General features: G+C 72.5%; 11 protein-coding genes and 2 pseudogenes. 5 read left to right on the top strand and 8 right to left on the bottom strand.

The genetic code is table 11. From position 1 onward, the window contains the following. Positions 1–152 precede the first annotated feature (152 nt). A complete protein-coding gene (locus tag OV079_RS55690; protein WP_267767719.1) occupies positions 153–986 on the top strand; it encodes an STAS domain-containing protein in 834 nt (277 codons plus the stop codon). 284 nt (positions 987–1,270) lie between these two features. Here OV079_RS55690 and OV079_RS09780 read toward each other — a convergent pair whose 3' ends face one another. The 3 genes from OV079_RS09780 to OV079_RS09770 form a co-directional block, all read right to left on the bottom strand. Beyond that, positions 1,271–2,533, bottom strand: a complete 1,263-nt coding sequence (locus OV079_RS09780) for an RNA polymerase sigma factor (protein ID WP_267767717.1) — start codon at positions 2,531–2,533, stop codon at positions 1,271–1,273. Between the two features lie 2 nt (positions 2,534–2,535). Continuing rightward, complete coding sequence (locus OV079_RS09775; protein WP_267767714.1) at positions 2,536–2,922, bottom strand: YciI family protein; 387 nt, start codon at positions 2,920–2,922, stop codon at positions 2,536–2,538. A gap of 639 nt (positions 2,923–3,561) precedes the next feature. Further along, on the bottom strand, positions 3,562–4,659 hold the full coding sequence (locus tag OV079_RS09770; protein WP_267767713.1) for an MYXO-CTERM sorting domain-containing protein: 1,098 nt from the start codon (positions 4,657–4,659) through the stop codon (positions 3,562–3,564). 539 nt (positions 4,660–5,198) lie between these two features. Here OV079_RS09770 and OV079_RS09765 point away from each other — a divergent pair. Then, positions 5,199–5,456, top strand: a complete 258-nt coding sequence (locus OV079_RS09765; RefSeq protein ID WP_267767712.1) for a hypothetical protein — start codon at positions 5,199–5,201, stop codon at positions 5,454–5,456. 373 nt (positions 5,457–5,829) lie between these two features. On the opposite strand, the gene OV079_RS09760 is transcribed toward OV079_RS09765, so the two are convergent. The 3 genes from OV079_RS09760 to OV079_RS09750 form a co-directional block, all read right to left on the bottom strand. Beyond that, a complete protein-coding gene (locus OV079_RS09760) occupies positions 5,830–6,159 on the bottom strand; it encodes a thrombospondin type 3 repeat-containing protein (RefSeq protein WP_267707164.1) in 330 nt (109 codons plus the stop codon). Positions 6,160–6,171: 12 nt separating this feature from the next. Further along, positions 6,172–7,311, bottom strand: coding sequence for an ankyrin repeat domain-containing protein (locus OV079_RS09755; RefSeq protein ID WP_267767710.1), 1,140 nt, complete (start codon positions 7,309–7,311; stop codon positions 6,172–6,174). Positions 7,312–8,034: 723 nt separating this feature from the next. Then, positions 8,035–9,636, bottom strand: coding sequence for a hypothetical protein (locus tag OV079_RS09750; protein WP_267767709.1), 1,602 nt, complete (start codon positions 9,634–9,636; stop codon positions 8,035–8,037). 192 nt (positions 9,637–9,828) lie between these two features. Here OV079_RS09750 and OV079_RS09745 point away from each other — a divergent pair, with 192 nt between their 5' ends. Further along, positions 9,829–11,301, top strand: coding sequence for an SPFH domain-containing protein (locus OV079_RS09745; protein WP_267767708.1), 1,473 nt, complete (start codon positions 9,829–9,831; stop codon positions 11,299–11,301). Between the two features lie 151 nt (positions 11,302–11,452). On the opposite strand, the gene OV079_RS09740 is transcribed toward OV079_RS09745, so the two are convergent. Together OV079_RS09740 and OV079_RS57540 are read right to left on the bottom strand one after the other, a co-directional pair. Then, a complete protein-coding gene (locus OV079_RS09740; RefSeq protein WP_267767707.1) occupies positions 11,453–11,668 on the bottom strand; it encodes a hypothetical protein in 216 nt (71 codons plus the stop codon). Positions 11,669–11,840: 172 nt separating this feature from the next. After that, a pseudogene (locus OV079_RS57540) lies at positions 11,841–12,287 on the bottom strand (RNA ligase family protein); the annotation flags it as partial. Here OV079_RS57540 and OV079_RS09730 point away from each other — a divergent pair. Both OV079_RS09730 and OV079_RS57535 read left to right on the top strand, forming a co-directional pair. Next, positions 12,247–12,375 carry a hypothetical protein gene (locus OV079_RS09730; RefSeq protein WP_267767703.1) on the top strand — a complete coding sequence of 43 codons (129 nt, stop codon included), beginning with the start codon at positions 12,247–12,249 and terminating at the stop codon, positions 12,373–12,375. The pseudogene OV079_RS57540 and the gene OV079_RS09730 sit on opposite strands and share 41 nt — an antisense overlap. Continuing rightward, positions 12,320–13,302, top strand: a pseudogene (locus tag OV079_RS57535) (ATP-grasp domain-containing protein). Before OV079_RS09730 ends, OV079_RS57535 begins: the two are co-directional and overlap by 56 nt. Positions 13,303–13,339 lie beyond the last annotated feature (37 nt).

Genomic DNA, 13,339 nt, shown 5'->3' with positions numbered 1-13,339 from the left:
CATTCGCGAATGTCGACAGCGCCCGCCGGACGGGCCGGGCAAACTCGCGCGCCGGGGTGATGTCTCCTCCGGCGCCCCCTGGCCGGCGGCCGCGTCGCGCCGCCTTCGCGGCTTGTTTACGGTCTTCCCTCGAGTGAGGCATCCTGGAGGCCGTGGAGCCGTCCGCAGCCGAGCGCGCGATCGAGTACTACCGCCGGCGGCTCGACGAGCTCGTGCTCGCGTCGTGCGAGCGGGTCCGAGCCGCCGACCTGCCGTTTTACCGCGCCTTCCCGCTCGCGGCGATGCAGGCCTCGGTGAAGCGCGTGTTCGAGGCCGTCGCCGCCGACCTCGAGAGCGACGTCCCACACGCCTACCCCGCCATCCTCTCCGCGCTCGGCGTCCAGCGGGCCTCGATGGGCGTCTCGGTCACCGAGATCACCGCCGGCATGCACTTCGGCTTCGAGGTCGTGTCCGAGGCCTTCGCCGTCGACTTCGCCGCCGACCCCGACCCCATGCTGTTCTGGGAGCGCAAGCGCGGCAAGATCGCCTACGCCGGCGTGGCCGCGCTCGCCGACGCCTACCTCGTCGCCCGCGAGGCGTTGATCCGCACCCAGGCCGACGAGATCCTGGCGCTCTCCACCCAGGTGCTCCCGCTCCACCCCGGCGTCCTCGTGTGCCCGCTGATCGGCCACTTCGACCGCGAGCGCGTCGAGGCCGTGACCACCGCCGTCCTGGCCGCGGTGGTGCGTCACCGCTCGCGCGTCGTCCTGTTCGACCTGTCCGGCGTCCCGCAGATGGACATCGAGATGGCCGACCCCCTCGTCGGCGCCTCACGGGCCGTCAAGCTGCTGGGCGCGCAGGCGCTGCTGGTCGGCATGCGGCCGGAGGTCGCCCGGATCATCGCCGCGCTCGGCATCGACATCCAAGAAATCCCCGCCCTCGGCGACCTCGCCGGCGGCCTCGCCCACGCCCTGGCGCTGCTCGGCAAGCAGATCGTCGACGCGTGAGCGCGCCTGTCCTTCGCGACATGTGACGCAGCGACATCATGGCTGTCTCTTCGGACAGCCACGACGCGCCGCGCCTACCTGCGGACGCACGACGATCCGCGTCGGCGCCGGCGGCTCGTGCAGGTCCGATTCGTCGGACCTGGCGGTCCGGATCTCCGTCGCCGCCGACCCACGATTCGCGGCAGTCGAACGCTCGCCGCATCCAATCACATGTCCCATGGGACATTCGCTGCACCGGACCTCGCGGCGAGCGAATCCCATGAGTCGCCCTCGCACTTCATGGTTCACGCCCCGCAGCGTTCGCCCAGCCGGGCCGCGCGGCCCAGCAGATAGTCCCGCTCCGGCGCGCTCGCCGTGCGCCCGGCCGCGCGACGGTAGCCGGCGATCGCCGCCTCGACCTCGCCTGCGCGCTCGAGCAGGTGGGCACGCACCGCCTCGAGGCGATGATTGCCGGTCATCCGCGCGTCGTCGTCGAGCCCCGCCAGCAGCTTCAGACCGGCCGCGGGCCCGTGGACCATCGCCGTCGCGATCGCGTGGTTGAGGCGCACCACCGGGTTGTCGGCCAGCTGCAGCAGCACCCCGTACAGCGCCAGGATCTGCGGCCAGTCGGTGTCCTCGGCCCGCGGCGCCTCGTCGTGCAGCGCCGAGATCGCCGCCTGCAGCTGGTACGGGCCGACCTGTCCCCGGGGCAAGGTCGCCGAGATCAGCGCCACCCCCTCGGCGATGGCCGCCCGGTCCCACAGGCTGCGGTCCTGCTCGTCGAGCGGAATCAGCTCCCCGGCGGGGCCGCTGCGGGCCGCCCGACGGGCGTCGGTCAGCAGCATCAGGGCCAGCAGCCCCGCCACCTCGCCGTCTTCGGGCAGCTGCGCGTGCACCAGCCGCGTCAGCCGGATCGCCTCGTCGGCCAGATCGTCGCGCTGCAGCGCCGGCCCCGAGCTGCTCGTGTAGCCCTCGTTGAAGATCAGATACAGCGCGTGCAGCACGGCAGTCAGCCGTTGCGCCCGCTCCTCCGCCGTCGGCAGGCGGAACGGCACCCCCGACGTCTTGATGCTCTGCTTGGCGCGGCTGATCCGCTGACCCATCGTCGCCTCGGGCACCAGGAACGCTCGCGCGATCTCGCCGGTCGTCAACCCGCCCACGGCCCGCAGCGTCAACGCGATCGCCGACGAGCTCGTCAGCGCCGGATGACAGCACATGAACAGCAGGATCAGCGTGTCGTCCTGCTCGCCCGCCTCCTCGTCGGCCGCCAGCGCCAGCTGCAACTCCGGCGGCACCAGGCTGACCACCAGCTCCTCGCGTCGGCGGCGGGCCGACTCACTGCGCACCTGATCGGTCAAGCGCCGCGACGCCACGTGGATCAGCCAGCCGCGCGGGTTGACCGGCACGCCGTCCCGCGGCCACTGGCGCGCCGCGGCGATCAACGCCTCCTGCACCGCGTCCTCCGCGGCCGCGAAGTCGCGGTGGCGTCGGACGACCGCGCCGAGCACCTGCGGCGCCAGCTCGCGCAGCAGTCGCTCGGGGCGGACTTCCGACTGCGGCGTCGTCACCGTCAATCGAGGGTCGGCGCGGACATCACCTGCCGCACCTCGATCGCCAGGTTGAGCGGCGCCCCGCCGGGCCCCGGCGCCGCGGACGCCTGCGCCGCCAGCTGATAGGCGCGCTCCGGGCCGTCGACGTCGACGATCCAGTAGCCCGCCAGGAACTCCTTGGACTCCGGGAACACCCCGTCGGTGATCGGCTGGCCGTCCTTGCCGGCGCGCACCAGCTTGGCCTGATCGGGCCCCGCGAGCCCCTCCGCGGCCACCAGCTCGCCCGACTCGCGCAGCCGGGTCGCGAAGTCCTTCATGAACGCGATGTGCGCGCGGAAGTCCTGCTGCGTCCAGCCGTCGATCGGATACGGCCCGGCCGGCGTGTTCATCATCATCATGTACTTCATGAGCGGTTCCCTCTCGGTTGGGGCGCCCCGCGGTTCGGTGCGCCTGCACCGATCCGTCGCAGCCGACGAAGGGTTCTCGACATCGCCGCGACGATAACCGAAAAATCCCGCGGGCCGGTGCGAAGCAGCCGCCGCGCCGTCCGCGGGCCCATTCCCACACGCCTGCCCCGGAAACAAGCCGGTTCCCGCCTGGCCCTCCGCACCGACAGACCTGCGCCTGCTGCCCTGTCATTCACGACCTGCGAGCCGCCGCCGACACGCCCGGTCTGGCATTCACACATGCCCTCGAAGACATGCGCGATCGAGCATGTCCTTTCAGACCTTCCCGATCGGAAGGTCTCCGCTCCCATCACCTGTCCCTTCAAACATGCCTCGAAGAACTTTGAAATTCACTAACGCGTCACACAAGCCGGCGCCCGTCGCGGACGCCCGTGCCCTCGCTATGTCCATACCCGTCGCGGACGCCCGTGCCCTCGCGACGTCCGTGCCCGCCGCGGACGCCCGTGCCCTCGCGACGTCCGTGCCCGCCGCGGACGCCCGTGCCCTCGCTATGTCCATACCCGTCGCGGACGCCCGTGCCCTCGCGACGTCCGTGCCCGCCGCGGATGCCCGCGCGCCCGTCTCGCGTGCCCGCGCCCGTCACCGGCGCCGGCGCACACCGATCAGCCCGAGCGCCAGCAGCAGCAGCGAGGCGGGCCCGCCCGCGCCGTCGCTGTCGCACGCGCAGCCCTTCTCGGGCCCGTCTTCACCGCCGGTCGCGCTGTCGCTGGTCTCCTCCTGCGAGCCGGTCTCGCCGGTCGACCCGCTCGTCGGCGCCTCGCCGCTCGTCGGCGCCTCGCCGCTCGTCGGCTCCTCGCCGGTGGTCTCCATCGCCAGCGCGCAGGCGCTGCCCGGCACCGCGTCGGCATCGGTCCACACCGGCTCCGGCGGCGCGCTCGACCCGGCGGGCAGCGGCGTCGCGTCGCTGCGCATGAAGCACGGCGGGCACAGCTCGAACGGAGGCGCCGCGTTGCCGGCCGCGTCGCGGGCCAGCACCTCGAGGCACACCTCGGTCCGCACGTCCGCGCCGCCGAAGTGCTCGGCGGTCAGCGCTTCCGACACGATCGTCGTCGCCTCCACCCCGCGCTCGGTCAGGCTGATCGCGCTCGCGTCGACCTCGTCGCCCGGGTTCCACGTCACCTTGAACAGCACCAGCGCCTCGCCGGCCGCCGGCGGAGCCTGCTCGAGGTGGACGTACAGCGCCTGCGCGGCCTCGAACTGCGTGCAGCCCTGCATGTACGAGAACGGCGCGTGCTCGAACAGCGCGAAGAACGACGCCTCGACGTTCGGCGTCGGCGCGACGACGTCGGGCTCGCCGGCGGTGAAGGTGATCGACGCCGTGCAGTTGTCCGCCTCGGTGCAGAACTCGCCCGCCACCACCACCGTCTGGCCCGGCAGCGGCTCCGGCTCCACCTTAACCACCAGCGGCGCCAGCCCCTGGGCGAACTCTGCGTGTACCAGCGCCGCCGGCTCACCGTCGACCGTCACCGTCACCTTGTCGACCGAGATGGCCTCGCCCCAGAACAGCAGCGCCGCGTTGGCGGGATAGGTGTCGCCGTCGGCCGGCACGCTCTCGTGCAGCTCGGGCAGCGACGCGCCACAGGCGTCGGCGATGCGGGGCACAAAGAACGCGAGGGCGCACGTGCCGGCCAGCACGGCGCCCTCGGCGATACGGGTCAGGGCGTGGATCGCAACCATGCGCCCCGTCCGCTTCCATGTTCCGTGCCGACCCGGTTCCCCTGCGATTCCTGGCGACCTCCCCCCGCCCGCGGCGCACGAGGCATGGCGCCGGTGTCCGACCCCGACCTCCACGCCGCGGATCTCCGCCCCGCCCGGACAGCCCCTTCTGACCGCAGAACGACCGGGCCCGACCCCCACGAGGTTCCGCGAAAATCAGCCCCAGGTCCGTCACGGCACCGTCTCCGCCACATGTCTCTTCGGACACATTCACGAGGCTCGACCCATCTTGCCGGATCGTCCCGGCGAGGTCTGATCGACCGGGAGTTCGCCGCCCTCGCCCGGACGTTCACCGCCCTCGTGCCCTCGATGGCGCCGTTCGCCCCGCCGGGTGTGCCGCCCCTTCGGACATGTCCCTCGAGACATCTCGAACCATCGAGCCGCCCCGCGCGCCGCGGGCCGGCGCCGCGAGCACCGCGCTCACAGGGTGAATTGATGGCCACTTGACTGGTCGAGCTCGACGCGTCCTGCATCCTCGGAGGAAGTAGGGAGACGTGTGAATGCAGCGCGAAGGATGGTCGACGTGGATCCTGGCGAGCGCCGCGCTCGCGGGCGGTTGTTGTCTGGCCGAGCACCCGTCGGATGACGGCCCGACCCGTCGCTGGCTCGAGGCCGGCGAGCTGCATGACGAGCCGGACGGCTTCCCGTGCGGCGGCGGCTGCGACGGCTCGCGGACGTGCGAGCAGAGCGCCGACGACGGCGAGTGGGACGTCGACGACAACCCCTCCTGCGACAGCGCGGCCGGCGACTCCGACTGACCTCGTCGCCCGCGAGCCGGCCACCGGGCGCCGCGCGCCACCTCAGGTCTTCGGGCCAGCCGCTCGATGCGCGCCCGATCACCGGTGTTCTCGCGCTTCGGCGCAGGCCCCGGTCCAGCGGCTCGGTGCTCGCTCCGAATCACCGGAGTCCTCGCGCTTCGGACCCGCCGGGCGCGGCCAGGCACGACGTGTCCTTCAGGACAGCGACGCATCTGGCGAACAGCCCGCCCGCGCTGCATCGCCGCGATCGACGCGCCCTGCGCCCTGCGCGTCGCAGTCGGCCGTCGCGTACTTCCGCCCCGTCGGAGCACTCGTAGAGGCCAACAGCGTCTGCCGAACAGCCCGCGCGCCGCGTCGCCGCGACCCGCTCCCCTCACTGGCTCTGCGCCGGGCAGCCGTCGCCGTCCGCCCGGCCGTCGCGGACTTCGGGCACGTCGGGGCACTTGTCGAAGCGGTCGGAGATCCCGTCCCCGTCGCGGTCGACCACCGGGCAGCCGTCGCGGGGCCCGCCGGCCTGATCCGGGCAGGCGTCGGCGGCATCGGGCACGCGATCCCCGTCGCGGTCGCTCGGCGCCGTGACTGGCTTCGGCCGCGACACCGGTCCGCTCGTCGCGTCCAGCGACACCGGCGGCGCCTGCGTGGCACCTGACTGGGCGCATCCGAGGAGCAGGACGGGCAACAGGAGACTGACGGCGCGAGCCATGAGGATGCGAGGTTAGCACTCGCCGCGCGAGCGCGCGAGCGCGTGCGCCCCCGGATCGGCCCGCGTCGCCCTCGGACGCGCCCGGAGTACCCGTCGACGGGGCCGAGCCGACCGATCCCGCGCCAAGCCGGGCCCTCCCGCAGACCCCGCGTCCACGCGCCGGCCCCGGCCCGTCACGCCCACCATGGCCCATGGAACATGCTCATTCAAACATGTCGATTCCGCCATGGTACATCGGACATGTTCTTTTATACATCCTCGATCTCCCGCGAGCCGCGACCTCGTCGCTCGTTCCGATGGAACCGAGCACCCCGGTCGACCCTCACGAAGCCCGGCGCAGCCGACGGCCAGCTCCGGGTGGCCGCCGTGCTCCGCCCAGTCGGCGGCCGTCCCGCCCCAGCGCCCGTCTCGCACCTCCGGATCGGCCCCGTGGGCCAGCAAGCGCTCGACCACCCCCACGTGCCCGCGCCAGGCCGCCTCGTGCAGCGGCGTGCGCGGCGGCTGCCCGCCCGGGCGCACCAGTCGGTCCCCTTCCGCCCCGCAGCCGAGCAGCAGCGCCGCCGCCAGGAATTGCTCGCGGATGCACGCGTAGGCCAGCGCCTCGGCCAGCACCTCGCGGTCGAGCTCCGGGCTGAGCAGCCGCGTCAGCGTCTCGATGCGCCCGAGCGCCGCCGCATGACGGACATCGATCCGCGCACCCCGGCCCACCAGCTTCTCCGCGGTCGCCGGCGCCAGGTTCAGCAGCGGCTTCGACAGCAGGTCGGGATCGGCGAGGTCGAGCCGGGCTCCGCCCGCGATCAGCAGATCGATCAACGCCGGCGCGGCGCCGGACTCGGAGGCGCGACGACTGGTCAGCACCAGCTCGAGCGTCGCCTGGGCCGCCCACGCCGCGCTGCCGCGATCGAGCAGCAGCCACGTACACGCGGCGATGTTGTCCGGCAGCGGCCCGCGATCGGGGTTGCCCGCCACGTGGTGCAGCAGCGTCGCCCCCGCGAAATACCCCGTCTCGTAGCATTCGCCGACGCGGCAGCGCACCGCGACCAGCCCCGGGTCGGCGTCGAGCAGCGCCGCGAGCCGATCGAGGTCCCCGCCGGCGATCGCCGCCACCGCCTCGCGGAATCTGTCTGTCTGGGTGCTGTCCGCGTCGTGCATCGGCGAGCCCTCCCGGACGCGCAATCGTCGACGCCCGTTCGCAGGGTCTATGGAATCGATCGGCGAAAATTCAAGCGCCCGCGCGCCGCGTCCCGCTCGTCGAACATCGTTCGAGAGCCCAGGACCCGCCATGACCGCGAAAACCACGACCGCGCTCGCGGCTGGGCGGCCCGCCGCGCGGACGCGCCTTGTGGCCTGCACGCCACGCCGCGAGCCAGCCTCGCCGCCCCCGCCTCACGCGTACGAGCCCGTCCCCTGCGCCAGCCCCAACACACCGCCCCCGTGCGGATCGCCGAACGGGCGCCGCGGCCCAGGACCGTCTCGGGCAAGACGGTCCTGGACCGCGCCACACGTGGGACGTGCGAGTGTCGGGCAACGCTCGCTCCAACGACCCAACCGCCGACCACCGGCGGATCCGCGTTCGCAATGTTCAAAACCTTCGAGGTTCATCGCTCCCGGTCAATTCCCGCATTTTTCCCGGGGCGTTGGTTCGGCGCCGCGTCACGGCCGTCGATATCGATACACAGGCCGACGAAGCAGACGCGCTCGCACGATGCTCCACGGCTCGCTCCGGCCGAGAGGGTTCGCAAGACAGGTGATCGTCGCGCCCCGATCAATTGCGGCCGTTCCCACGCTTCGAAAATCCGTCACGGACCGCGGATGACCCGGGTCACGCGCCTCGCCGCAATTGATCGGCCCGCCGCCGACACTGGCGCGCTCGCTTCAGGGCTGCGGCTGGTCGCAGCCCGCGTAGCTCGGCGCTTCGACCGGGATGGGCGTCAGGTCGACATCGAGCTGCGGGTCGCCCTCGCCCCACATCGCCACGCCGGCCAGATCGCCGTCGACCTTGGGCGGATAGACGGCGTCCTCCAGCGGGCCCAGCGCTGCGTCCTTGTGGATCGCCAGCTCGTTGCCGGACGACGCCTCCACCACCGAACTGTTCGTCGCCTCGATCCAGCCGAGGCAGTCGAGCGACTCCAGCGGCTCCAGGTTCAGGACCAGCGAATTGCGCAGCCGAACACCTCCGGACGGCGCCGGCCCTCCGCAATGGAACGTCGACGACGTCGTCGTCGCCGGGTGATCGACGAACGACGAATAGCGGATCACCACCTCCTCCGGGGAGGCGAGGCTCAGCGCCCCGAACGCCGACGCAGGGGACCCGTTGGCCACGAGCGAGCTGCTCTCGATCCGCAGCGACCCGCCCGTCGCCTCGATCCCGCCGCCGCTGCACTGCCACACCCGCGACCGCGCCAGCCGGACCGCGCAATCGTCGGTCTGCAACCCCGTCGCCGCGCTCCCGTCGCCGTACAGCCGGACATCGTGCACGTGCAGCGTGCCCGGCAGCCCCGGCAATTGCGGCGCGCAGCGGATCAGCGAATCGCCGCCCGAGCGGTGGATCCACAGCCGCCACAGGTACACGCGATTCTCGCTGTTCACGTCGATCATCGGCCCCGCGTTCGCGCTGCCCTCGAGCTCGGGCACCTGCTCGTCCGCGGCCCGCACCGCCACCACGTAGTCGCCGATCGGCAGCGCCAGCGGCGTCATCTGCGGCATCCCGGGCTTCACCTTGATCGTCGTCGGCTGGCTCTCTTGCAGCGCTTCTGCCGCCTCGGCGAGGCTGCAGAACGGATCGTCCTCCGTGCCCGCGGGCGCCACCCCGCAGCCGCCCGGCTTGTTCTCGACGAACACGATCGCGCCCGGCTCGTCGGGGAAGCACGCCCCGGTCTCGATGTCGCACGCCGTGTTCGGGCACTGCGAATGCTCGCTGCAGCCCACGCACTTCCGGCTCTCCGGGTCGCACACGGGCGTCTCGCCCGCGCAGGCCGACGCGTCCTCCGCGGTACATTCCACGCACTTGCCCGACTCCGGATCGCACACCGGCGTCGCCGCGTCGACGTCGCTGCACGTGGTGTCCCCCGTGAACGCGGTGCACCAATTGCACGTATCAAACGCCACGCAGTACAGCTCCCCGCACGCCGGGTCGCCCGGATGACGCGGATCGCACATCTCCGGCCGATGACCGGGCCCTTCGGTCGTGCTCGTCGTATCGCTCGTGGAGGTGGTCGTCGCCGTACTCGTCGGCTCGCTGCTCGTCGTCGTCGTATTCGTCGTCGCCGTGCTCGTCGGCTCGACGCTCGTCACCTCGCCGGACAGCGACGTCCCCGTCGTCGTGCTCGCCGTCGTCGACACCTCGCTCGTCTGCACCGACCCCGACGGGTTGTAGAAGCAGCCCGCGAGCGCGACCACCCCGGCGCTCCGCATCAACCCGCGCCAGGTCGACGAGAACGGGGCTGCGATGCGTGACACCTGGGCTGCGGCGGTCATCGACGACGGAGTGCACGCGAGCCTGGCCCGCGCCCGCCGTCGCGTCCACAGCTTTCGCCTGCCGACCTCGCGCAGTCCCGCAGCCGCGCGCGCGTGCACCCGACCTGCCGACTCGCGTGGGATGCGTTGGCGGCGAATCGCGCGATTTCGGCCGTCAGCCGCGCGAGCATCGATGCTATCGTCGACCGCGCCGTGGACAACGAGCCCAAGCGCTACGTCTACAACAAGCAGGCCGGAGCGCTGCAGGAGGCCGCCGCCCCGCCCCCGAACGTGGCCGCTTTGCGCATGCGCATGAGCAGCGCCGCGCAGTCCGTCCTGCCGTCCCAGAGCCTCGCCGACGACGCCCCGGCCGCCGAGCCGCTGCACCAGCGCCTGACGGACGCCCGGCTCGTCCGCCCCGCGCGGCCCGCCGACGACGGCCGCGATCACACCCGTCCGACCAGGAGACCCGGCATGTTCTCGTACACCATCGAAGACGGCGAGCACGTCCTGATGATCCACAAGGACGGCACGATGGAGGAGCTCGTCGGGCCCAGGCGCGTCTCCACCTTCGGCCGCACCTTCCGGCGCATGGACCACTTCGTCGCCCACCCCGGCGAGTTTTTGGTCGTGCGCTACCGTGACGGCCGGCAGGAGCACCTCGTCGGCCCCGCCCACGTCTGGCTCGATCCGCGCAAGCACCTCTCCGTCACCCGCGAGGAGGGCCTGCAGCTGGCCGCCAAGGAGGCCGTCGTCATCTACGCGCGCACCGACAGCGGCGAGGTCACGCGGCGCGTCCTGCAGGGCCCGGCGGTGTTCGTCGCCCAGCCCGGCGAATGGCTGCACACCTTCTCGTGGCACGGCTCCACCGGCGCCGGTTACCGCAAGGTGCCGAACGCCCTGGTGTTCCAGAAGCTGTGGCTGATGCCCGACCAGATGTACCACGACGTCGAGGACGTGCGGACCGCCGACGACGCCGTCATCACCGTGCGGCTCATGATCTTCTTCGAGCTCGTCGACATCGAGCTCATGCTGGCCACCACCCACGACCCGATCGGCGACTTCGTCAACGCCGCCACCAGCGACGTCGTCGACTTCCTCGGCCGCAACGACCTCGCCTCCTTCAAGCTCCACACCGACCAGCTCGGCGACCTCGCCACCTATCGCCAGCTGACCGCGCGCGCCGCCCAGTGCGGCTACCGGATCGGCAAGGTCGTCTACCGCGGCTTCGACGCCCCGCCCTCGCTGCAGCAGATGCTCGATCAGGCGATCGAGTCGCGCACCCGCCTGCAGCTCGAGCGCGCCACGCAGCAGCAGGCCCAGGAGCTCGAGGACTTCAAGCTCGAGCGCCAGCTCGTCCGCGGCGAGCGGCAGCGGGCCGACGGCGCCGCCGAGCAGGCCCACGCGCTGGCCCTGCAGAAGTCGCGGCGGGCCGCCGAGCTCGAGGCCGACGGCGCCCGCAGCGACTTCCAGCGGACCCAGCGGCGCCTCGACCAGGAGCGCGCCCTCGCCGACGAGCGCGCCCGCCACGACGAGGAGAACCGCCACCTCGCCAACCTCCACAAGCTCGGCGTCGACCTCACCGCGCTGCTCACCCAGCACCGCGCCGACCAGGTCATCGAGCTGCGCGGCGACGGCGACGGCGCCCACGTCCACCTCGACGCCCCGCGCCGCGAACCCCGCTGACCCGCGGACCGCTCGCGCCCGCCCGCGCGGGGCTCCGCAGGGCCCTCCGTCGTCTCACGACATTCCCGAAAGGACATGTCCGCTTCGACATTTCCTTTCAAGCATGCTCGATAGAACATGCCCTCTTCGGCATGTCCTCTCGACCAGGCCCTCAGAGCAGCCGCTCCGCCGCCGCCCGCACCACCGCGCGGATGGCCGCCTCGTCGGCCTCGTCGGGCGCCTGCAGGGCCGCGGGGAACGCCGCCGTCAGGTCGATGAGCACGTCGAGCTCGACCTCGTCGACGATCGCCTGACGGTCGTGGCGGCCCCACTTCGACGCCGCGCTGGCCACCCGGGCCGGGTTCGTCAGCCGCTCCGCCCAGGCCACCAGGGCCGCGCGGTCGGGCCGCTGCGACGGGTCCCACGCCTCGCTGTCCTGGAACCGCTGCTCGTCGAACTCGGCGATCTTGCGCTTGTACGTCGGCCGCGTGCCCGGTCGCGCGCGCGTCGGGGCGGACCACCAGCCCCTCGGCGAAGTTGTCGGCCAGCGCCGGCAGCCCGAGCAGCCCCGGCACGCGCGTCGGCGCCCGCGTCGGCGCCGCCTCCACGTGCGGCCGCGGCCCCACGCGCACCACCGGCGGCACCAGCATCCCTGTCTCTCGGGCCAGCTCCGCCAGCTCGCTCCACCCCAGCAGCTCGCCCTCGTCGTCCTCGCCGGCGGCCACCAGCGCGTCGAATGCCGCCCAGCGCAGCTCCGGCGCGTACCAGATCCCCGTCTGCACCGGCTGCAGCCCCGGCACCGGCGCCACCTCGGGGTGCGGATAGCCGCCGCCGAACAGCTCGCCGTAGAACACCACCAGCGGCGCGCCCAGGCGCCGGGCCGCCGCCTGCGCCGTCTCGCTCAGCCCGGCCCGCACCAGCTGCCAGCCGAAGAACGGGTCGTCGTCGGCGAGCCACGCCTTGCGCTTGCCGAAGCGGACCTGCTCGCCGGCGACCGCGATCTGCATCTGCGCCCCGTGGATCTTCTCGAGCGCGACCCATGGCCCGCCGGGGACCAGCCCGAGCGGCTCGCCGGGCCCCGCGATCTTGCCGTAGTAGCGGTGACGCATCGCGCCAGGGTAGCCGATCTGCCGCCTGCCCGAGCACCGCCCGCACGCGCGCGCGCTCCCACGCGGGCTGCCGACCGCGGCTCCGACATGTCCCATCGGACATGTCTCCCTCACCCGCCGGCGCCGACTTGTGGCACCGTCGCCCGGCCATGCTCGCCAAGATCTACGTCCAGCGCGACCCTTCCAGCGGCGAGTTCATCAACAAGAACGTCTACAACGCCTGGTACGGCTTCACCAAGATGGGCGTGTGGGCCGAGTCGTTCGTGTGGTCCGACCTCTACGAGGGCCGGCTCGCGCTCGAGCGCGACACCGCGGTGATCGGCGGGATCCTCACCGTCCGCACCGCCCTCGCCCAGCTCGGCGCCCCCGACCCGATCAACATCGACTACCCGCCGGCGCTCGCGTCGTTCCTGCGCCGGCGCGTGCGACCGGCCACGATCCGCGAGGCGCACGCCCTGTGCCGCGACGATCGCTTCGACCCGCCCGTCTTCATCAAGCCCGTCACCGGCCACAAGGAGTTCACCGGCCACGTCCTCGCCGTCTACCGCGACCTGCTGCGTACGGCCGGCTGGGCCCACGAGGAGCCGGACACGCCGGTGTGGCTGTCGGACGTGGTCGACTTCGTGGCCGAATGGCGCTACTTCGTCCACGCGGGCGAGATCCTCGGCGTCGGCCACTACCACGGCGATCCGCTGCGCTCCCCGATCCCGAGGTCGTCCGCGCCGCGGTCGCAGCGTACACCGACGCGCCCGCCGCGTACGTCATCGACTTCGGCGTGCTCGCCGACGGCAGCACCGCCCTGGTCGAGGTCAACGACGGCTTCTCGTTCGGCTGCTACGGCCTCAACCCCTACGCCCACGCCCGCATGCTCACCGCCCGCTGGCTCGAGATGGTCGGCCTCGCCGACGCCTGAGCCGCGCTCACCCGGCCTGCATCCCCCCGCCGAAGCA

The organism is Nannocystis pusilla, assembly GCF_026626665.1.
GTDB classification, from domain to species: domain Bacteria; phylum Myxococcota_A; class Polyangia; order Nannocystales; family Nannocystaceae; genus Nannocystis; species Nannocystis pusilla.
This window is presented reverse-complemented; position numbering and strand designations above follow the sequence as displayed.

Bases quoted from the DNA above. Each gene is read 5' to 3' on its own strand.
- OV079_RS09775 (WP_267767714.1), bottom strand. From the start codon at position 2,922: ATGAAGTACATGATGATGATGAACACGCCGGCCGGGCCGTATCCGATC.
- OV079_RS09770 (WP_267767713.1), bottom strand. From the start codon at position 4,659: ATGGTTGCGATCCACGCCCTGACCCGTATCGCCGAGGGCGCCGTGCTG.
- OV079_RS09765 (WP_267767712.1), top strand. From the start codon at position 5,199: ATGCAGCGCGAAGGATGGTCGACGTGGATCCTGGCGAGCGCCGCGCTC.
- OV079_RS09760 (WP_267707164.1), bottom strand. From the start codon at position 6,159: ATGGCTCGCGCCGTCAGTCTCCTGTTGCCCGTCCTGCTCCTCGGATGC.
- OV079_RS09755 (WP_267767710.1), bottom strand. From the start codon at position 7,311: ATGCACGACGCGGACAGCACCCAGACAGACAGATTCCGCGAGGCGGTG.
- OV079_RS09750 (WP_267767709.1), bottom strand. From the start codon at position 9,636: ATGACCGCCGCAGCCCAGGTGTCACGCATCGCAGCCCCGTTCTCGTCG.